Annotated in this window: 16 protein-coding genes; 6 read left to right on the top strand and 10 right to left on the bottom strand. The window is 71.9% G+C overall.

Annotated elements, in window-relative coordinates:
• Positions 1–159: 159 nt before the first annotated feature.
• Together WQO_RS05010 and WQO_RS05015 are read left to right on the top strand one after the other, a co-directional pair.
• Entirely contained in the window at positions 160–2511 is a 2352-nt protein-coding gene (locus WQO_RS05010; protein WP_010057374.1) for a chitinase C-terminal domain-containing protein, read from the top strand.
• Between the two features lie 111 nt (positions 2512–2622).
• Positions 2623–3369, top strand: a complete 747-nt coding sequence (locus WQO_RS05015) for an SDR family oxidoreductase (RefSeq protein WP_010057373.1) — start codon at positions 2623–2625, stop codon at positions 3367–3369.
• Positions 3370–3385: 16 nt separating this feature from the next.
• Here WQO_RS05015 and WQO_RS05020 read toward each other — a convergent pair whose 3' ends face one another.
• Positions 3386–4576 carry an ROK family transcriptional regulator gene (locus WQO_RS05020; RefSeq protein WP_058953879.1) on the bottom strand — a complete coding sequence of 397 codons (1191 nt, stop codon included), beginning with the start codon at positions 4574–4576 and terminating at the stop codon, positions 3386–3388.
• 197 nt (positions 4577–4773) lie between these two features.
• On the opposite strand from WQO_RS05020, the gene WQO_RS05025 reads away from it, so the two are divergent.
• Both WQO_RS05025 and WQO_RS05030 read left to right on the top strand, forming a co-directional pair.
• A complete protein-coding gene (locus WQO_RS05025; protein WP_010057371.1) occupies positions 4774–6003 on the top strand; it encodes an MFS transporter in 1230 nt (409 codons plus the stop codon).
• 229 nt (positions 6004–6232) lie between these two features.
• A complete protein-coding gene (locus tag WQO_RS05030; RefSeq protein WP_010057370.1) occupies positions 6233–7633 on the top strand; it encodes a uracil-xanthine permease family protein in 1401 nt (466 codons plus the stop codon).
• Positions 7634–7682: 49 nt separating this feature from the next.
• Here WQO_RS05030 and WQO_RS05035 read toward each other — a convergent pair whose 3' ends face one another.
• Complete coding sequence (locus WQO_RS05035; protein WP_010057369.1) at positions 7683–8885, bottom strand: glycoside hydrolase family 6 protein; 1203 nt, start codon at positions 8883–8885, stop codon at positions 7683–7685.
• Between the two features lie 97 nt (positions 8886–8982).
• Here WQO_RS05035 and WQO_RS05040 point away from each other — a divergent pair, with 97 nt between their 5' ends.
• A complete protein-coding gene (locus WQO_RS05040) occupies positions 8983–9693 on the top strand; it encodes a DUF5995 family protein (RefSeq protein ID WP_029181987.1) in 711 nt (236 codons plus the stop codon).
• A gap of 25 nt (positions 9694–9718) precedes the next feature.
• Here WQO_RS05040 and WQO_RS05045 read toward each other — a convergent pair whose 3' ends face one another.
• From WQO_RS05045 to WQO_RS05065, 5 genes are all read right to left on the bottom strand, one after another.
• The gene (locus WQO_RS05045) at positions 9719–11413 is read right to left on the bottom strand and encodes a flavin monoamine oxidase family protein (RefSeq protein ID WP_010057365.1); all 1695 of its coding nucleotides are present in this window, start codon (positions 11411–11413) and stop codon (positions 9719–9721) included.
• A gap of 48 nt (positions 11414–11461) precedes the next feature.
• On the bottom strand, positions 11462–12259 hold the full coding sequence (locus WQO_RS05050; RefSeq protein ID WP_010057363.1) for a carbon-nitrogen hydrolase family protein: 798 nt from the start codon (positions 12257–12259) through the stop codon (positions 11462–11464).
• Positions 12260–12443: 184 nt separating this feature from the next.
• Positions 12444–12902 carry an Lrp/AsnC family transcriptional regulator gene (locus WQO_RS05055; RefSeq protein ID WP_003970382.1) on the bottom strand — a complete coding sequence of 153 codons (459 nt, stop codon included), beginning with the start codon at positions 12900–12902 and terminating at the stop codon, positions 12444–12446.
• Between the two features lie 115 nt (positions 12903–13017).
• Complete coding sequence (locus WQO_RS05060; RefSeq protein ID WP_010057361.1) at positions 13018–14475, bottom strand: aldehyde dehydrogenase family protein; 1458 nt, start codon at positions 14473–14475, stop codon at positions 13018–13020.
• Positions 14476–14639: 164 nt separating this feature from the next.
• Positions 14640–16106: a GuaB1 family IMP dehydrogenase-related protein gene (locus tag WQO_RS05065; RefSeq protein ID WP_010057360.1), complete on the bottom strand. Its 1467-nt coding sequence runs from the start codon at positions 16104–16106 to the stop codon at positions 14640–14642.
• Between the two features lie 297 nt (positions 16107–16403).
• On the opposite strand from WQO_RS05065, the gene WQO_RS05070 reads away from it, so the two are divergent.
• Positions 16404–17480, top strand: a complete 1077-nt coding sequence (locus tag WQO_RS05070; protein WP_010057359.1) for a terpene synthase family protein — start codon at positions 16404–16406, stop codon at positions 17478–17480.
• 85 nt (positions 17481–17565) lie between these two features.
• Here WQO_RS05070 and WQO_RS05075 read toward each other — a convergent pair whose 3' ends face one another.
• From WQO_RS05075 to WQO_RS05085, 3 genes are all read right to left on the bottom strand, one after another.
• Complete coding sequence (locus WQO_RS05075) at positions 17566–18561, bottom strand: sugar-binding transcriptional regulator (RefSeq protein WP_058953880.1); 996 nt, start codon at positions 18559–18561, stop codon at positions 17566–17568.
• Between the two features lie 133 nt (positions 18562–18694).
• Positions 18695–19378: a ribulose-phosphate 3-epimerase gene (gene rpe, locus WQO_RS05080; RefSeq protein ID WP_010057358.1), complete on the bottom strand. Its 684-nt coding sequence runs from the start codon at positions 19376–19378 to the stop codon at positions 18695–18697.
• 148 nt (positions 19379–19526) lie between these two features.
• Entirely contained in the window at positions 19527–20960 is a 1434-nt protein-coding gene (locus WQO_RS05085) for an RsmB/NOP family class I SAM-dependent RNA methyltransferase (protein ID WP_010057357.1), read from the bottom strand.
• Positions 20961–21023: the final 63 nt, after the last annotated feature.

Here is a 21023-nt window from a genome sequence, read left to right on the forward strand (position 1 = left end):
CCTTAAAGGTCCATACCTATTGACGCACTGGTCTAGTCCTCTTAATCTCTGCGTCACCTCCGAGGTTCGGTCCCACGGTGGGCGCACACCGGGACCCCGACAGACCCACCCCCTTTTCGCCAGTTGTGTTCTGCCGACCTCCCCAGGAGGAACGACCACATGCTGTCCCCCACCCGAGCGAGAGCCACGCTCCTCGCCGCCGGCGCGGCCGTCGCCGGACTGCTGCTGAGTTCGCTCGCCGCAGGCCCCTCGGCCGCCGCCGACCAGAACTCCTGTCGCCCCGACGGGCTTTACCAGACCCCCGGCGTCAACGTCCCGTACTGCTCCGTCTACGACGCCGACGGGCGCGAGAAGATGGGCGCCGACCACAAACGCCGCGTCATCGGCTACTTCACCAACTGGCGTACCGGCAAGGACGGCAAGGACGCCTACCTCGTCCCGGACATCCCGTGGGACAAGGTCACGCACCTCAACTACGCCTTCGCGCACGTCGACGGCTCCAACAAGCTCTCGGTCGGCCCGGACAGCGCCGACAACGCCTCCACCGGGATGACCTGGCCCGGTGTCGCAGGCGCGGAGATGGACCCGACGCTCCCCTACAAGGGGCACTTCAACCTGCTGACGAAGTACAAGAAGCAGCACCCGAACGTGAAGACCCTGGTCTCCGTGGGCGGTTGGGCCGAGACCGGCGGCTACTTCGGGCCGGACGGCAAGCGCGTCGACTCGGGCGGCTTCTACTCGATGGCGACCAACGCCGACGGCTCGGTCAACCAGGCGGGCATCAACACCTTCGCCGACTCGGCCGTCTCCTTCATCAAGAAGTACGGCTTCAACGGCGTCGACATCGACTACGAGTACGCCACCACGATGAAGGACGCGGGCAACCCGCTGGACCACACGCTGGCCAACGGCCGCCGCGCGGGCCTGGTCAAGGGGTACGACGCCCTGATGAAGACGCTGCGCGAGAAGCTCGACCGCGCGGGCGAGGCCGACGGCAAGCACTACCTGCTGACCGTCGCCGCCCCCTCCTCCGGCTATCTGCTGCGGGGCATGGAGACGTACCAGATGCAGAAGTACCTGGACTACGTCAACATCATGTCCTACGACCTGCACGGCGCCTGGAACGAGTACGTCGGGCCCAACGCCTCGCTGTTCGACGACGGCAAGGACAACGAGCTGGCGCAGGCGGGTGTCTACACCACCTCGCAGTACGGCGGCCTCGGCTACCTCAACACCGACTGGGCCTACCACTACTTCCGCGGCTCGATGCCGGCCGGCCGGATCAACATCGGCCTGCCGTACTACACCCGCGGCTTCAAGAACGTGCAGGGCGGCACCGACGGCCTGTGGGGCAAGGCGGCCACGACCGACTGCCCGGCGGGCGCGGGGCTGACCAAGTGCGGTGACGGCGCGGTCGGCATCGACAACCTGTGGCACGACAAGGACACCAACGGCAAGGAATCGCCCGCCGGTTCCAACCCGATGTGGCACGCGAAGAACCTGGAGAAGGGCATCGTCGGGGACTACGTCACCGACTACGGCTTCGCCGCGAACACCAAGCTGACCGGCACGTACGCCCGTAAGTACGACTCCACGCTGGTCGCCCCGTGGCTGTGGAACGCCGAGAAGAAGGTGTTCCTCTCCACGGAGGACGAGCAGTCGGTGAAGGCCAAGGCGGACTACGTCGTGGACAAGGGCATCGGCGGCACGATGATCTGGGAGCTGGCCGGCGACTACCAGTGGAACGCTGCGAAGGGCCAGTACGAGACGGGGTCCACGCTGACCACCGCGATGTACGACGCGTTCAAGTCGGCCACCCCGTACGGCGCGAAGCGCGCCACGACCGCCCTGCCGACCGAGGCGCTGAACATCGACGTCTCCTTCGGGCAGTTCCCGCTGGGCGACTCCAACTACCCGATCAGCCCCAAGCTGAAGATCACCAACCGGACCCAGGCCACGCTGCCCGGCGGTACGGAGTTCCAGTTCGACTACTCCACCTCCGCCCCGGCCAACGCCAAGGACCAGTCCGGCTTCGGTACGTCGATCATCCGCAGCGACCACACGGCGGCCAACAACATCGGCGGTCTGAAGGGCGACTACAACCGGGTCTCGCTGAAGCTCCCGGCCTGGCAGAGCCTGGCCCCCGGCGCCTCGGTCGAGCTGGACTTCGTCTACTACCTGCCCACCTCCACCCCGTCGAACTGGACCGTGACCTTCGGCGGGAAGTCCTACTCCCTCGCCGGTGACCTGGCCCGCGGCACCACGGTGGTCGAGCCCGGCACCGGGACCAACCCGACGCCGACCCCGACCCCGGACCCGACGCCCACCCCGACCCCGACGCAGCCGGGCGGCAGCTGCTCGGCCCCGGCGTGGAACGCCGCCACCGAGTACGGCGGCGGCTCCACCGTCAGCCAGGGCGGCCGTCAGTGGAAGGCGTCCTGGTGGACGAAGGGCGAGAAGCCCGGCACCACCGGTGAGTGGGGCGTCTGGAAGGACCTCGGCGCCTGCTGATCCCTCCCGTATGGTCCGGCCCGGTGTGAGCGGCTCTTCCCGCTCACACCGGGCCGCGCGGTTCTCCCCGGGTCGCCGCCGGGCCGGACCGTGCTCTGGCAGGCTGGCCCCATGACGACGATTCTGGTCACCGGCGCCACCGGAACCCTCGGGCGGCAGGTCGCGGAGCGCCTCCGCACGGAAGGGGCAGACGTCCGGGGGCTCAGCCGCCGCTCCCCCTCGTACGCCGTCGATCTGCGCGACGGCCAGGGCCTTGACGCGGCGGTCGAGGGCGCGGACGTGATCGTCCACTGCGCCACCACCCCGCGCGGCGGCGACGACCGGGCGGCCGGCTTCCTCATCAACGCGGCGAAGCGGGCCGGGACGCCGCACCTCGTCTACATCTCGATCGTGGGCGTGGACCGGCTGCCGCTGGGCTACTACACGGTCAAGCACCGGGTCGAGCGGATGATCGAGGACTCCGGGCTCGGCGCGACGATCCTGCGGACCACGCAGTTCCACGACCTGGCCCTGCGCATCCTGTCCGGCGCGGCCCGGCTGCCCGTCCTGCCGGTGCCCGCCGGGGTGTCGCTCCAGCCCGTCGACAGCGGCGAGGTCGCCGGCCGCCTGACCGCCCTGGCGCTCGCCGGACCGGCGGGCCGGGTGCCCGACCTGGGCGGCCCCGAGGTCCGTACGCTGACCGACCTCGCCGGGGCGTACCTGCGGGCCACCGGGCGCAGGCGGCGGGTGGTCCCGGTCCGGCTGGCGGGCCAGGCGTACGCGGGCTACCGGCGCGGTGACCATCTGACGCCCGAACACGCCGGGGGAACCGTGACGTTCGAGGAGTTCCTCGACCGCCGCCACCGGCACCCGGCCTGAGCGGAGTTCCTGGGCGTCAGCCTCCCGGGGCGAACAACACGTCCTGCGCCGCGTCCCGGGCGGTGAGCAGCGCACCGCGCAGCACGGCCCCGTCGCCCAGCGAACCGGCGCGGACCTCGGTGCGCAGCGGCGACATGGCGGCCAGCCGCTCCTCGACCCGGGCGGCGAGCGCGGCCCCGCCCGCATGGCCGACGGCACCCGCGAGCAGCACACAGCCGGGGTCGAGCACCGAGACGACGGCGGCGGACCCGAGGGCGAGGCGGTCGGCGACCTCCTTCAGGAAGGGCTCGCCCGCCTCCCCCGCCTCCAGGGCGGCCCGCACGGCGTCCACGGCGGCCGCCTCCTCCTGCCCCTCGGCCACGGTCCCGCGGTCCACGAGCCCGTGCGCGGCGGCGAGTTCGCACAGCGCGCCGGAGCCGGCCAGGGAGTGGAACCCGCCCTCGCAGTTGACAGCCGAGGGCAGCCCGCTCACCCCGGGGACCGGAAGGAAGCCGATCTCCCCCGCGCCGCCGGAGGCCCCCTGACGCAGCTTGCCGTCCAGCATCACGGCGGCCCCGATCCCCTGGCCCAGCCAGAGCAGGACGAAGGTCTCCCGGTCGTGGGCCGCGCCCTCCCGGTGCTCCGCGACGGCCGCGAGGTTCGTCTCGTTCTCCACCAGGACGGTGGCCGGGAGCCGCCGCTGGAGCTCCCGGACCAGGCCCCGGTGCCAGGCGGGCAGGCCGGAGCTGTCGCGGAGTTCGCCGGTGGCCGGGTCGATCAGGCCCGGGGCGCCGATGCCGACGCTGTGCAGGGGTACGGGCCCGGCCGCGCGGGCGGTGCGCTCCAGGAGGGCGGCGGCCCGCTCGACGGCGGGTTCGGTGCCGGTGTCGCTGCCGATGGGCAGCGAGTCCTCGGCGAGCGTCGTCCCCAGCAGATCGGTGACGACCGCGCTGACGCTGCCCAGGCGCACGTCGAGCGCGGCGAGATGGGCCCGGTCGGCCACGATCCCGTACAGCTTGGCGTTGGGGCCGCGGCGGACGGCTCCGGACTCGCCGACGACCTGGATCAGACCGGCGCTGCGGAGCCGTTCGACCAGGTCGGCGACGGTGGGCCGGGAGAGTCCGGTCAGCGTCTTGAGCTGGGTGGCCGTCAGCGGGCCGTCCTGCTGGAGCAGCCGCAGGGCGAGCCGGTCGTTGATGGCCCGAGCCGTGCTCGGAGATGCGGGCATACCGGGATCCTTCCAGATGGCCGCCCCGCCGCTTTTCCGGCCGCTTTCCGGGCCGATGAGAAACGACTATTTATCAGGCAGGGTTCCTGATAGTTTACGCCACGCATTGGCCCGCATCGTCGCGCGGAAGCGCCGGAAGCGCCGGAAGCGCCGGAACGGCCGGCATCCGAGGATTCCCAGGGGAGGGGCTCGACGGCATGACGAAGGACTCGACCGTCACGGTCTACAGCACGGAGCAGGTGAAACGGGCGCGGATCGCCGTCGCCGCCGTCTTCACCGTGCACGGGGCGGTGACCGGCAGCTTCGCGACCCGGGTGCCGTGGATCCAGGACCACGCAGGGGTGAGCGCGGGTCAGCTCGGCCTGGCGCTGGCCTTCCCGGCGATCGGCGCGTCGATCGCGATGCCGCTGGCGGGCCGGATCAGCCACCGGTTCGGCGCCCGGACCGCGCTGCGGGGGCTACTGGCACTGTGGACGCTGGCGCTGATCCTGCCCGCGCTGGCACCGAACCTGCTCACCCTCTGCGCCGCGCTGTTCGTCTACGGGGCGACGGCGGGGATGTCCGACGTGGCCATGAACGCGCTGGGCGTCGAGGTGGAGAACCGTCTCGACAAGTCGATCATGTCGGGTCTGCACGGCATGTGGAGCGTGGGCGCGCTGATCGGTTCGGCGGCGGGCACGGTCGCGGCCCACACCGCGACCGACGCCCGGACCCACCATCTCGTCGCGGCCCTGGTGCTCACGGCGCTGGGCCTGATCGCCTGCCGCCACGTCCTCGACATCCAGAGCCACCCGGACGAGGAGCCGCCGCCGCGGTTCACGCTGCCGCCGAAGTCTGCCCTGATCATCGGGGCGGTCGGATTCTGCGCGGTGTTCGCCGAGGGGGCCAGCCTGGACTGGTCGGCCGTCTACCTGCGGGATGTCCTGGGCAGTTCGGACGGTCTCGCGGCCGCGTCCACCACGGCGTTCGCCCTGATGATGGCGGTGGCCAGGATCGCCGGGGACCGGATCGTCGACCGGTTCGGCGCGGTCCGCACGGTGCGGACCGGCGGAGTGATGGCCACCGCGGGCGGGCTGCTGGTCGTGTTCTCGCCCTCCCCCGCGGCCGCGATGTGCGGCTTCGGGCTCCTGGGCCTCGGCGTGGCGGTCGTGGTCCCGCTGGCCTTCGCCGCGGCGGGGCGCAGCGGGCCGAACCCGAGCCAGGCCATCGCGGGCGTCGCCACCATCACGTACACCTCCGGTCTGATCGCCCCCTCGGCGATCGGCTCGCTGGCCGAGGCGACCTCGCTGGTGGTGTCGTTCGGCGTGGTGACGGTGCTGGCCTTCGGCCTGGTACTGGGCGCGGGGGTGCTCCGGTCGGCCGACCGGAAGGTCGCCGGCTCGGCGGTCGGCGCGGGCACGACGACGAAGAGCGCGGCCGGAAGCTGACGCGGCGGCGCGCGGCGGGGTGACCGATCGCGCATGAACCCGGCGCGGCGGCGCGGGGTGGGGCGACCGATCGCGCATGAGCCTGGCGCGGCGGCGCGCGCGGTGGGTGACCTCCGCGCGGCGGCCACCGGACGCACCACTACCATGGCGCTGATCTTTTCCGCAGGTGAACACCGAACCCCGGCTCGCAGACCGGTCGGCACACCGAGCAGACCTTCAGGGAGCAACCATGAGCCTCGGCGTGCGCTGGACCTTGCACGGCGACGGGAAGACCCCCGCGCCCGGGGCGGTGGTCCGCCCCGACGAACGGCTCACCTGGCCCCGTACGTTCGGGCTCGGCGCCCAGCACGTCGTCGCGATGTTCGGGGCGTCGTTCGTCGCCCCGGTCCTGATGGGCCTGGACCCGAACCTCGCGATCATGATGTCCGGTGTCGCGACCGCGATCTTCCTGCTGGCGACCAAGGGCCGGGTGCCCAGCTATCTGGGCTGCTCGCTCTCCTTCGTCGGCGTCGCGGCCACGATCCGGGCGAGCGGCGGGGACAGCGCGACCGTCACGGGCGCGGTGCTGGTGGTCGGCGCTGCCCTGTTCCTGGTGGGTCTCGCCGTGCAGCGGTTCGGCGCGCGGATCATCCACGCGGCGATGCCGCCGGTGGTGACGGGCGCGGTCGTGATGCTGATCGGCTTCAACCTGGCTCCGGTGACCGCCTCCACGTACTGGCCGCAGGACCAGTGGACGGCGCTGGCGGTGATGCTGTTCACCGGCCTCGCCGTGGTGTGCCTGCGCGGTTTCCTCTCCCGGATCGCGATCTTCCTGGGGCTGGTCTTCGGGTACGTGCTGTCCTGGGTGCTGGACCTGGTCTTCGGGAAGATCCACTCCCCGGCCGGCGGGGCGGAGGCCGTCGACCACTGGCGCCTGGACCTCTCGGCCGTCGGCCAGGCCGACTGGATCGGGCTGCCGTCCTTCCACGCGCCCGCCTTCGAGTGGTCGGCGGTCCTGGTGGCGCTGCCCGTGGTGATCGCGCTGGTCGCGGAGAACGCCGGGCACGTCAAGGCCGTCGGCGAGATGACCGGCGACCCGCTGGACGACAAGCTCGGCACCGCCATCGCGGCGGACGGCGCGGCCTCCATGCTCTCCACCGCCGTGGGCGGGCCGCCCAACACCACGTACTCCGAGAACATCGGCGTGATGGCCGCCACCCGCGTCTACTCCACGGCCGCCTACTGGGCCGCCGCCTGCTTCGCCCTGCTCTTCGGCCTCTGCCCCAAGTTCGGCGCGGTCGTCGCCGCGATCCCGGGCGGGGTGCTCGGCGGGATCACGGTGATCCTGTACGGGATGATCGGCCTGCTCGGCGCCCAGATCTGGCTCAACGGCCGGGTGGACCTGCGCAATCCGCTCAACCTCGTGCCGGCCGCCGCGGGCATCATCATCGGCGTCGGCGGGGTCAGCCTGAAGATCACCGACAACTTCGAACTGGGCGGCATCGCGCTCGGCACGCTCGTCGTGATCACCGGCTACCACGTGCTGCGGGCCTTCGCCCCGGCCCACCTCAAGACCGAGGAACCACTGCTGGACGCCGGGACGTCGGCGTACGACGAGAAGCCTGGGCCCGAGGGGCCCGAGAAGGGCTGAGCCGTACGGGAGCGGCCCCGGGATCAAGCCGTACGGGATCGGCCTGGGCTCACCCCGTGGCCAGGGCATAGGCGTACTCCGGCGTGAAGGAACCCGCCGCGCCCGAGCAGCCGTCCGACTCCCCCGGCAGCTTCACCCACAGGTACGCGTCGATCCGGGCCTCGCCGGTCTGTGTCGTCGGGGTCTGACCGAGCGCCCGGCCCGCCGGGTCGCACCACTCACCGGCTGCGGGCGCTCCGTTGCCGTTGCGGCTGGTGTCGATCACCGCGCCGAGGCGGGGCGGGCCGCCGAGCACGGTGAGGACCCGGCGGGCGTAGGCGGTCTCGTCGGCGGTGCGGTGGAAGTTGGCCACGTTGGTGAAGATGCCGTCGCCATGGGTGGCCGCTCCGGCGGCCCGCAGCGCGGCGGCCTGTTTGGCGGGGGTGTGCCAGCCCGAGTGGCCGCCGTCGAAGTAGACCCGGGCCCGCGGATTGGCGGTGCGCAGGGTGTGTCCTGCGCGGGCCAACGAGGCGAAGCGGGCGGCCCGTTCCGGGGCGGTGAGGCAGTCGGAGAGGGCGATGGCGTCCGGTTCCAGGATCACGATCGCCGCCCCCGCGCCGAGCCCCTCGGCGAACTCCCGTATCCACGCGTCGTACGCGGCGAGGTCCGGGGCGCCGCCCTGGGACGCGCCGCCGCAGTCCCGGTCGGGTATCGCGTACGGGACGAGCACCGGGGTCCGGCCCGCGGCGGCCGCGCCCCGGGTGACCGCACGGACCTGCCCGGCTATCTCGCCCGGGTTGTGGGCGGTGAACCAGACGGCGGCGGGCCGCTCCGCGATCCGGGACTCGATGACCGGGCGGCGCGGGTCGTCGGGGTTCGCCCGCACCCAGTCCAGGACCTGGGAGTGCGGGTGCCGGAACAGGCGGTTACGGGGCGCGGGTGCGGGCGCCGTCGGCCGGGCGGGCGGGGGCGTGAGGGCGGCGCTCGGGCGGGCCGCGGTGCGGGAGGGGGACGGGGCCGGAGCGGGGCGCGCGGAGGAGGCGGACGGGGCGGGGGCCGTGGGCGTGGGGACGGCGGGGAGCGGCTGGAGGACCGGCGGGGGCGTGGGTTCGGGGCGGGCCGTGTCGCGCCCGTCCTGGTGACCCGCGTCGATCAGCCCGGCCGTAGCGCCGATCGCCACGACCGCCGATGCGACGGCGAGCAGGGCGTGGCGGCGGGCCGCGCGGCGGCGTTCACGGTGAGCGGTGCGGCGTCGTACGCGGGTGCCCGGCACTCCTCGATCCCCTTTTCCGGCACCGCTGTTCGTCCGTTCCGATGAATAGTCGGGCCGGTCGGTGCCGTGGCGAGCCTAGGCCTGGGACGCTCCGCGCATGACGCAGATCGAGCAGTCCGCAGTACCGGCCCCAGGTGGTGGCCCGCCGACGGGCGGCTCCCCGGTGATCGAACGTATGCGGCAATTGCGTTCCCGGTGGCCGTCCGGGGAGGGGGTGGCGGTCTTCAACACCGCCTATCTGGAGGTCGTCGAGCGGGTGGCCCCGGACCTCGGCAGGGGCGGTTTCGACGACCGGGAAGCCGCCGCCCTGCTGGGCGTACGGTGCGCGGAGCACTATCTGTCGGCCGCCGAGACGGCCACGGCGGGCGGGCGGCCGCCGGCGTGCTGGCGTCCGCTGCTGCCCTGCCGCCGCCATCCCGGCGTACGTCCGCTGCAGTTCGCCCTCAGCAGTCTCCAGGCGCATGCGGGCCACGACCTTGTCCTGGCGGTGGTGGACACCTGTCGTAGGCTCGGCTGCGAACCACCGGACCTGGAAGGGGAGTTCGAGCGCGTGGGCGAACTCCTCGCCTTGCTGGAGGAGCGGATCCACGACGAACTGATGCCGGGGCCCGACCTGTTGGAGATCGCGGATCCGCTGACCCATCTGGTGAGTTCCTGGAGCCTGGAGCGGGCCCGCGAGACGGCCTGGTCGGCGGCCCGGACGCTCTGGCGACTGCGTGAATTCCCCTCGCTGGCCGAGGAGTTCCGGCAGCGGACCGACGCGGGCGCGGGGCTGGTGGGGCGGCTTCTGCTCACCCCGTGCCGCTGACGCCCGCGTCGGTAGGGCCCCGGACTCAGTCCTCCGGAAGCTCCACCGGCGCGATCTCGTCGAAGACGTCGCCGGGGCCCGGGTTGGTCGCGTCCGTCGCCCCGCCGAACTGGTGCATGACGCCCCACACGGCGTTCAGCGCGGTCTGCACCGCGCCCTCGGCCCAGCCGGCCGTCCAGGAGATGTCGTCCCCGGCGAGGAAGATGCCCCGCTTGTCCTCCGGCAGGCGGTCCTGCATGAAGTGGGTGAACAGCCGCCGCTGGTAGCGGTAGTGGCCGGGCAGGTTGGCCTTGAACGCGCCCATGAACCAGGGCTCGTTCTCCCAGGAGACGGTGACCGGGTTGCCGATGATGTGGCTGCGGATGTCGACGTTCGGGTAGATCTCGCCGAGCGACTTGAGCATGACCTCCATGCGCTCCTTCGAGGAGAGCGGCAGCCACTTCAGGCTGTCGTCGCACCACGTGTAGGAGAGGCAGATGACGGCGGGCCTGTCCGGCCCGTCGTCCAGGAGGTACGTCCCCCGGGTCATCCGGTCGGTGAGCGTCATCGACATGGTGTCGCGGCCGGTGGTCTCGTCCTTGTCCAGCCAGAACGGCCGGTCGACCGGCACGAACAGCTTGGACGACTCCATGTAGTGGGTGCGCTCCATCGCCGTCCAGTGGTCGATCGGGAAGAGCGCGTCATCGCAGGCGATCTTGGAGAGCAGCAGCCAGGACTGGCCGGTGAAGACCGCGGCCCGGAAGGTGCGGATGTCGCCGGTGGCGTCGGTGACCGTGATGCGGTTGCCCGCCGTACGGGTCAGCCGGGTGACCGCGCCGCGCGGCTCGCCGCCGTGCAGGGAGGAGAGCGAGGTGCCGAGCGGCCAGTGGACGATCTTCTGCGGCTCGCGGTCCCACAGGCGCAGCGGAAGCTGCTGGCTGCCGCCGACGATGCCGCGGTGGTGGTCGTCGGCCTCGGTGTAGACGACGCGCAGGATCTCCAGGATGGAGTTGGGGAAGTCGGTGTCCCAGCCGCCGGTGCCGAAGCCGACCTGGCCGAAGATCTCGCGGTGCCGGAAGGACTTGAAGGCCTCGGACTCGCAGAGGAAGCCGTAGAAGGTCTGGTTGTCGAGCCGCTCGACGAGCTGCGACCAGATCTCCCGGATGCGCGGGACGTCACGCTCGCGCAGCGCCCGGTTCATGTCGGAGAAGTCGGCGCCCTCCTCCAGGCACGCGCTCCAGGCCTCGGCCACGTCGCGGTAGACCTGCGGCAGGTCGTCGATGGTCTCGGCGTAGTGCGACTCGCCCTTGAGGTCGACGACGGTCGAGGGCGTGGCCGGGGAGAGCGGGTTGGGGAAGGGCTGCGTCTCCAGGCCCACCAGGTCGATGTAGTGCTGGAGCGCGGTGGAGGAGGGCGGGAAGCGCATCGCGCCCATCTCGGCGGTGAGCGAGGGATCGCAGCCGTCGAAGCCGACCGTGCGCAGCCGGCCGCCGATCTGGTCGGCCTCGTAGACGACGGGCTTGAGGCCCATCTTCATCAGCTCGTACGCGGCGATGACGCCCGAGAGCCCGCCGCCGATGACGGCGACCTCCTGGCCGTGCTCGGTCGCCGGTACCTGCCCGAGTCCCGCCGGGTGGGCGAGGAAGTCGTCGTACGCGTAGGGGAAGTCCGGCCCGAACATGGTGATCGGCGGGGCGGCCGCGTCGGTGTGCTGGACGGCGTTGGGCACCGTGGACGTCATGGGGTACGGACTCCTTGCGCGGTACGGAGGTTCAGGGAGGGGGCGGGCTCAGGCGAGGGAGCCGTAGAGGCCGGGGCGGCGGTCCGCGAGATACGGGTTGGCGGCGCGCGAGGCGGCCAGGAACTCCGGGTCCACCTCGCCGATCACGAGTTCCTCGCCGCGTCCGGCGCGGGTGCGCACCACCCCGTCGGGGCCGGCCAGGCAGCTGAGCCCGACGAACTCGAACTCCCCTTCCGGGCCGGTGCGGTTGACGTACGCCACGTACATCTGGCTCTCGAAGGCCCGTACGGGGACGACGGATTCGGCGACGAACTGGAACGGATGCATCTGCGCGGTGGGCACCAGCAGCAGATCGGTGCCGGCCAGGGCGTGCGCCCGGACGTTCTCCGGGAACTCGACGTCGTAGCAGATCAGCAGGCCGATGCGGATGCCGTCGAGATCGGCCTGGACGACGGTCTGCTCGCCGGGGGTGAACCACTCCTGCTCGAAGCAGCCGAACAGGTGGGTCTTGCGGTAGTTCGCGAGCCGGACGCCGTCGGCGCCGATGAGCTGGGAGGCGTTGAAGATCCGCTCCCCGTCGCGCTCGGGGTAGCCGTAGAGGACGGCGAGGCCGTGGCGTACGGCGATCTCGGCGATCGCCGCCGAGCCGGGTCCGTCGGCGGGCTCGGCCAGCTCGGGCACGGCGTCGCCGATGGCGTATCCGGTGAGGAACAGCTCGGGGGCGACCAGCAGCCGGGCTCCCGCGTCGGTGGCCCGGGCGGCGGCCTCGTCGAGCGCCTTCAGGTTCTCGGCGACGGCGCCGGGCCGTCCGGAGCTCTGGAGCAGGGCGGTGCGCAACGACGGCATGGCTGACCTCGGGCGGTGCGGGCGGGGTGGGGAGACGTATCGAAGGTACGTGGCCCCGATCGGCCCGGACAAGGCGCGAGCGTTGCGCGTCGACCGTTGATTCGTTGCGCGGGAAGGGCCGAAGGCGGCGAATCGTTGCGTCGGGCATCACCGCAGGTCAGCGGGGTGATGTGCGCCACCCGTTTCAGGCCGGCGGGGCCTCCGCGGAGTACCGGCGCAGCAGCGGCGAGAGCACCAGCACCGACTTCGTACGCTCCACGTACGGCTCCCCCGCGATGCGCTCCAGGACCTGTTCGAAGTGGCGCATGTCGGCGGCGAAGACCTGCACCACCGCGTCCGCCTCGCCGGTCACCGTGGAGGCCGAGGCGATCTCCGGGTAGCGGGCGAGGCCCTGCTTGATGGCGTCCGGGGAGGTGTTGCGGCTGCAGTAGATCTCGATGAACCCCTCGGTCTCCCAGCCGAGCGCCGCCGGGTCGACCCGCACGGTGAAGCCGGTGATCGCGCCTTCGGCGCGCAGCCGGTCGACGCGGCGTTTCACGGCGGGGGCGGAGAGGCCGACGATGGCGCCGATGTCGGCGTAGGAGCGCCGGGCGTCTTCGGCGAGGGCGTGGACGATGCGTTCGTCGAGGTCGTTCAGGCGCACGTCGGGCGGTTCACTTCTCTGCGGTGGGTCGGCTTGCGGGAGGCGGTGTGTGCCGCCTCCCGCAGTAGACCACGGGCCGCCGCCCTGGGCGCGCCCGGTGCGGCGGGGCAGGCCGTCAGAAGGGGAACTGCGAGCGGCCGTGCTGGATGGAGATCCACTTCTGGGTGGTGAAGGCCTCGATCATCGAGTCGCCGTTCAGCCGGCCGAGACCGGAGCTCTTCTCGCCGCCGAAGGGGACGATCGGCTCGTCGTGGACGGTGCCGTCGTTGATGTGGATCATGCCGGTGTGGATGCGCTGCCCGACCCGGACGCCACGCTCGATGTTGCCGGTGTGGACGGCGCCGCTGAGGCCGTACGGGGTGTCGTTGGCGATCCGGACGGCCTCGTCCTCGCCGTCGAAGGGGATCAGCAGGGCGACGGGCCCGAAGATCTCCTGGTGCAGGACGGGCGAGTCGGCGGCCAGGCCGGTCAGCACGGAGGGGCTGACCAGGTTGCCGTCGGCGCGGCCGTGCAGAAGGGCCGTCGCCCCGGCCGCCACGGTCTGGTCGACGAGCTTGGAGACGGACTCGGCCTGCGAGGAGTTGATCAGCGGGCCGATCTGGGTGGCCGGGTCGGCGGGGTCGCCGACGGTGAGGGACGCGACCTTGGCGACGAACTTGTCGGTGAACTCCGCCGCGACCGCGCGGTCGACCAGGATGCGGTTGGCGGCCATGCAGACCTGGCCCTGGTGGACGTACCGGCTGAAGACCGCCGCGTCGACGGCGTAGTCGACATCCGCGTCGTCGAGCACGATCAGGGCGCTGTTGCCGCCGAGTTCGAGGACGGCGCGCTTGAGGTTCTGGGCGCAGACGGTGGCGACGTGGCGGCCGACCTTGTCCGAGCCGGTGAAGGAGATGACCTGCGGCACGGGGTGCTCCAGCAGGGTGTCGCCGATCTCCGCGATGTCGGTGATCACGACGTTCAGCAGCCCGGCGGGCAGCCCGGCGTCCTCGAAGACCTTGGCCAGCAGGGTGCCGCCGCAGATCGGGGTGTTCTGGTGCGGCTTGAGGACGACGGCGTTGCCGAGGGCCAGCGCGGGCGCGACGGACTTCAGCGAGAGCAGGAAGGGGAAGTTGAAGGGGCTGATCACGCCGACGACGCCGACGGGCACGCGGTAGACGCGGTTCTCCTTGCCCTCGGTCGGCGAGGGGAGGATCTGTCCGGCGGGGCGCAGCGCCAGCTGGATCGCCTCGCGGAGGAACTCCTTGGCCAGGTGCAGTTCGAAGGCGGCCTTCAGCCGGGTGCCGCCGAGCTCGGCGACGATCGCCTCGCCGATCTCCGGCTCGCGCTCCTCGACGATGCGCAGCGCCTTCTCCAGGACGGCCCGCCTGCTGTACGGGTTGGTGTCCGCCCATGCCTGCTGCGCGCGCTCGGCGGCCCGGTAGGCCTGGTCGACCTCGTCGGCGGTGGCGACCGGGATCGAGGCGAGCTTCTCCCCGTCGAACGGGTTGAAGTCGATGATGTCCCAGGACCCCTTCCCCGGCCTCCACTCGCCGTCGATGTACTGGTGGGCCAGGTCAGTGAAGAAGGACATGAGATCCCTTACCGCAGAGAGGCAGGCAGCTGATTGCGGTTCATATTACTGAGATCTCAACAGAGTTGAAGCGCTCCCCCGGCCACTCGGGCAGGCCGGAAACGACGCCGCCCCCGCAGGCGTGAAACTGCCTGAGGGGGCGGGGTCGTTGGGGTGATCCAGGATCAACTCCAGCTGGCGTGCAGGGGCTTGCCCTCGGCGTAACCGGCGGCGCTCTGGACGCCGACGACCGCCTTCTCGGCGAACTCCGCCAGCGAGCCGGCACCGGCGTAGGTGCAGGAGGAGCGGACGCCCGCGATGATCGAGTCGATGAGGTCCTCGACGCCCGGGCGGGTCGGGTCGAGGAACATCCGCGAGGTGGAGATGCCCTCCTCGAAGAGCGCCTTGCGGGCGCGGTCGTAGGCGGACTCGTCCGAGGTGCGGTTCTTCACGGCGCGGGCCGAGGCCATCCCGAAGGACTCCTTGTAGAAGCGGCCGTCGGCGGACTGCTGGAGGTCGCCGGGCGACTCGTAGGTGCCCGCGAACCAGGAGCCGATCATCACGTTGGACGCGCCGGCGGCGAGCGCCATGGCGACGTCGCGCGGGTGCCGGACACCGCCGTCCGCCCAGACGTGCTTGCCGTGCTTCTTCGCCTCGGCGGCGCACTCCAGGACGGCGGAGAACTGCGGCCGGCCGACGCCGGTCATCATCCGGGTGGTGCACATGGCGCCGGGGCCGACGCCGACCTTGACGATGTCCGCGCCCGCTTCGATCAGGTCGCGCACGCCCTCGGCGGCGACGATGTTGCCCGCGACGATCGGCACCTGCGGGTCGAGGGCCCGTACCGCCTTCACCGCGCTGATCATGGATTCCTGGTGGCCGTGGGCGGTGTCCACGACGAGGACGTCGGCGCCCGCGTCCAGGAGCTGCTTGGCCTTGCCGGCCACGTCGCCGTTGATGCCGACGGCGGCCGCGATGCGCAGCTTGCCCTCGGCGTCGGTGGCGGGGCTGTAGAGCGTGGCGCGCAGGGCGGCCTTGCGGGTCAGGATGCCGACGAGGCGGCCGTCCGCGTCGACCGCGGGGGCGAGCTTGCGGTTGGCGCCGTCGAGCTTGGTGAACGCGTCGCGCGGGTCGATGTCCGCGTCCAGCAGCACGAGGTCCTTGGTCATGACCTCGGAGAGCTGGGTGAAGCGGTCGACGCCGCTGAGGTCGTGCTCGGTGACGACGCCGACGGGGCGGCGGTCGGCGTCGACGACGACGCCCGCGCCGTGCGCCCGCTTGGGCAGCAGCGAGAGCGCGTCCGCGACGGTCTGGCCGGGGGCCAGCTCGATCGGGGTGTCGAGGACGAGGTGGCGCGTCTTGACCCAGGAGATGACGTCGGTGACGACCTCGATCGGGATGTCCTGGGGGATGACGACGAGGCCGCCGCGGCGGGCGACGGTTTCGGCCATCCGGCGGCCCGCGATGGCGGTCATGTTGGCGACCACGAGCGGAATGGTGGTACCGGTCCCGTCGGGTGACGAGAGGTCCACGCCCTGGCGGGAGCCGACCGCGGAGCGGCCCGGGACCATGAAGACGTCGTCGTACGTGAGGTCGTACGGGACCGCGGGGGACTCTGTGTAACGACCGGTGCCCGGCTCAAGAAAACGCATAACTCTCATTTTTTCATACGAAACCGCGCAGGTCGTTTCCCCGAAGACACAGCAAAAGACCCCCGCTTTCGTTTGATCCTCCGAAGAGGCGGCCGGGGGTCCCGGGCAAGTGAACCTGCCTTACCCACGGACTGTACCCGAACGGGATTCGAATCATTCGTGATCACCATCCCTGGACCGGGTGACAAGGGGTCAGGTAGCTTCAAAGCCGCAGGTCTCGGGGGTGTCGGAAGCGTCGATCCGGCTCGTCGGCAACCCTGGGCACACCGTATGACCGGAGAGGATCCCGATCCGCCTGTGGACAGCGAACTGCCGGACATCTACTGCCCGTTCCCGCAGCGGACCAACCCGCACGTGGGACACACCCGGGGGCATCTGGACGCCTGGACCAGACGGACGGGTCTGGTCCATCGCGAGTCCGCGAGGAACCGATTCGAACAAGCCGATTTCGGGGCGTTCGTCGGCATGGTCTACCCGACGGCCGACGAGGAACACCTCGATCTGGTGGCCGACTGGTTCGTCTGGCTCTTCCTGGTCGACGACCAGCTGGACGACGGCCACCTCGGCCGTTCACCCGACCGGGTGAGAAGCGTGGTCGAACGGATGCGCGCGGTCGTCGACGGCTCAGCCCCCGAGCCGCTGCCGGGGGAAGACGTCCCCGCCGCCGTGACCGCCCTGGCCGATCTGTGGAAACGTACGACGCCGAACGCGGCCCCGCACTGGCGGACCCGGTTCGCCTGGCATCTGGTCACCTACCTCACGACCGCCACGACCTGGGAGGCGGGCAACCGCGCCGAGGACGTGGTGCCCTCGGAGGAGACGTACATCGCCAAGCGGCGGCACACCGGGGCCATCCACGTCTGCATGGACCTCATAGAGATCGTGGCGGGCATCGAGGCGCCGGAGTCGCTCCACAACGACCCCCGCTTCATCACCGCCCTGGAGGCCGCGTGCAACCACGTCTGCTGGGCGAATGACGTGTACTCCTTCGAGAAGGAGCAGGTGCTCGGCGAGATCCACAACCTCGTCCACCTGGTCCGCCACCACCGGGGCCTCGGGGAGCAGCAGGCGCTGGACCACGTCGCGGAGCGCCTCGCGATGGAGACCGAGCGGTTCCTGACCGCCGAGGACGAGCTGCTGGAGCTGTATCCGGAGCTGTCGGGGCTGCTGGTGCCCTACCTCGACGGGATGCGGAGCTGGATGCGCGGCAACCTGGACTGGTCGCGCCAGACGCCCCGCTACAACCCCGCGGACGTGGGGCAGTACGAGGAGCCCGAGGAGTATCTGGAGGAGACGGTGCTGGGCGTCCCGCCCGCGCGCAGCGAGGCCGCCGCCCCCGCCCCGAGCACGGCCAAGGCGCCCCCGGCCGTCTGAGGGACCTGGGGCGAAAGGCCCCAGGGACGACATGCCGGGGGCCGTGCACCCCGCAAGGTGCACGGCCCCCGGCGCGTCCTCGGTGTCACTCCCCGTCGGGGTCGGCCCGCTCCAGGGCCGGGCGGACCCCCGCGGCGGACTCGGTGAGCAGGTAGTCGGCCGCTGCGGTGTCCGTGACCAGGCTGGTGACCAGGCCGGAGCGGAGCACCGCGCCGATCGCCGCCGCCTTGCGCTGGCCGCCCGCGATCGCGACCACCTCGGGGATCCGGCGCAGCCGGTCCGCCTCCACGGTGATGCAGCGCTCCCCGAGGTCGCGGCCGACCCGGCGGCCGTCGGAGTCGAAGAGGTGCGCGGACATCTCGGCGGCGACGCCGAGCGAGGCGTAGTGGGCGCGCTCCTCGTCCGAGAGCATGTCGTGGACCGTGGAGATGCCCGGCTCCCAGGAGCCGATGGAGACGGCGGCGACGGTGACCTTGTCGAAGTACTCGAAGGCGCGGGCGATGCCCGTCTGCTCGCGCAGCGCGGCGGCCGTCGCGGGGTCGGGCAGCAGCATCGGGGCGTAGATGGGGTGGGCCTCGCCGCCGGAGACCTGGGCGGCCCGGCGGACCGCCTCGACCGAGCCGCGCTCGGCGGTGCCCGCGTCGTACACCCCGGTCAGCTGGACGACCGTGCAGGGCGGCAGCCGGTCGAGGGCGGCCGCCATGTGGATGGTGGAGCGCCCCCAGGCCAGGCCGAGCACATCGCCCTCGGCCACCAGCTCACCCAGGAGATCGGCCGCGACCTCGCCCAGGTTCTCCGGGTCGGGGGCGTCCTCCTGCTCCTCGGCCGGGGACTCGACGACCACCGCGTGCCGCAGCCCGTAGCGGGCGCGCAGGGCGTCGGAGCGTTCGGCGTCCAGCTCGGCCGGGACCCGGATCTCAATGCGTACGAGATCGCGTTCGAGGGCGGTCTCCAGGACCCGGGCCACCTTGAAGCGGCTCACGCCGAACTCCTCGGCGATCTGGATCTTGGACTTGCCCTCCAGGTAGAACCGGCGGGCCATGGCCGCCGCCTGCACCAGCTCCGCGGGTCCCATCCGCATGGCTGACCGACCCGCCGAGATGCCAGACACCGCGATCTCCTCACTGCTGTTCACACGCCCGATACGCCGTTCATCCTGTCAGATCCGGCGATCCTTGATCGGCCCTGTCGGACCGCGTTCATCTGCCCTTGGTTCAGTGGTCGCACGCCCAGGGCGCCGCGGCCGTCGCCACGTCCGCCAGGGCCCGCAGGTCCCGCACCGCCGCCGCCGGGTCCGCCGCCCCGTAGACCGCGGATCCGGCCACGAAGACGTCGGCTCCGGCCTCGGCGCAGCGCTCGATGGTGGCGGCCGAGACCCCGCCGTCCACCTGGAGCCACAGTTCGAGGCCGTGCTTGCTGATCAGCTCCCGGGTGCGGCGGATCTTCGGCAGCATGATGTCCAGGAAGGCCTGCCCGCCGAAGCCCGGCTCGACCGTCATGATCAGCAGCATGTCCAGCTCGGGGAGCAGGTCCTCGTACGGCTCGATGGGCGTCGCGGGCTTGAGCGCCATCGAGGCGCGCGCCCCCTTCGCCCGGATCTCCCGCGCGAGGCGCACCGGCGCGGCGGCGGCCTCGGCGTGGAAGGTGACGGACCCGGCGCCGGCCTCCACGTACTGCGGGGCCCAGCGGTCCGCGTCCTCGATCATGAGGTGGCAGTCCAGCGGGGTGTCCGTGGCCTTGCTGAGCGCCTCGACGATCGGCACGCCGAGAGTCAGGTTGGGCACGAAGTGGTTGTCCATGACATCGACATGGAGCCAGTCCGCGCCTTCGACGGCCTTCGCCTCCTCGGCGAGACGCGCGAAATCGGCGGACAGGATGCTGGGGTTGATCTGCGCCATGACCCAAGCCTGCCACGTCTGAGGCCGGTTCCCCGCCTCGATGCCCTCCGAAGCCTCACACGGCCCTCACAGTCCGCACATTCTGGGCATTTTGCCAGCGCTTTACTGTTCCTTTGCCGTACGGGCGGGAGCCCTGACGCGGTGATATTCAGCCGGTCCGGCGCAGCAGAGCCAGATACATCGCGTCCGTGCCGTGCAGATGCGGCCAGAGCTGGATGTCGGGCCCCTCGCCCAGCGCGGGCACCCCGGGCATCAGCGGGCGGGCGTCGATCCACTCCGCCTCGACCGGCTCCCCGCCGCGCCCCTTGAGCACGTCCTCGACGACCACCCGGGTCTCCGCGAGATGCGGCGAGCAGGTGGCGTAACCGACCACGCCGCCGACCCGTACGGCCTTCAACGCCTCGCGCAGCAGGCCGCGCTGGAGCGGGGCGAAGGCCTCCAGGTCCTCGGCGCGACGCCGCCAGCGGGACTCCGGGCGGCGGCGCAGCGCGCCGAGTCCGGAACAGGGCACGTCCACCAGGATGCGGTCGAAGGTGCCGGGCAGCCACGGCGGGCGGGTGCCGTCGGCGGTGATCACCTGGTACGGGCCGGGGTTGCCGGCGAGCGCCCGCTCGACCAGCCGGGCGCGGTGGGGCTGCTTCTCGGCGGCGAGCAGTGTCGCGCGGCGCTCGGCGGCGAGCGCCGCGAGCAGGGCGGCCTTGCCGCCGGGTCCCGAGCAGCCGTCCAGCCAGCGGTCGTCGCGGCCCTCGACGGGGGCGGCGGCCAGGGCGGCGGCGACGAGCTGGCTGCCCTCGTCCTGGACGCCCGCCCGGCTCTCCCGGACGGCCTCCAGCGCGCCGGGCTCGCCGCCCTCGGCCATCCGGACCGCGTACGGCGACCAGCGGCCGGGCAGGGAGTTGTCGTCGCCCAGGGCCTTGACCAGTTCCTCGGTGGTGGAGCGGCCGGGGCGGGCGACCAGGGTCACCTCGGGCCGCTCGTTGTCGGCCTCCAGCAGATCCTCGATGCCCGCCCGGCCGCCGCCCAGCGCGTCCCAGAGGGCGGAAACGATCCAGCGGGGGTGGGAGTGGACGACGGCGAGGTGGTCCTCGGCGTCCTGGTCGTACGGCGGGGCGACCTTCTCCACCCAGCCGTCCAGGTCGTGCGCGGTGACCTTGCGCAGCACCGCGTTGACGAACTTCGCACGCCCCTCCCCCAGCACCACCCGGGCCAGCTCCACACTGGCGGAGACGGCCGCGTGGGTGGGGATCCGGGTGCCGAGCAGCTGGTGGACGCCCATGTTCAGGACGTCCAGGACCGGCGGGTCGACCTCGCGCAGCGGCCGGTCGATGCAGGCCGCCACGATCGCGTCGTACGTGCCCTGGCGGCGCAGCGTCCCGTAGACCAGCTCGGTCGCCAGCGCCGCGTCCCGGCCGTCGAAGTCGCCCTTGGCACGGGCCTTCTTCAGCAGCGGGGGCAGCACGAGGTTGGCGTACGCGTCGCGCTCGTCGACGGCCCGCAGCGCCTCGAAGGCGAGGAAGCGGACCGGGTCCTTCTTGGGCCGGCGGTGGGGCTTGGCGGGACGGCGACGCGGCTGGTCGTTCACGTGAAAGGTGCTCCGCTGATGGTGAGAGGTGCGAACTCTCCCAGCGTACGACGCCGCCCGCGG

The organism is Streptomyces globisporus C-1027, assembly GCF_000261345.2.
GTDB classification, from domain to species: domain Bacteria; phylum Actinomycetota; class Actinomycetes; order Streptomycetales; family Streptomycetaceae; genus Streptomyces; species Streptomyces pakalii.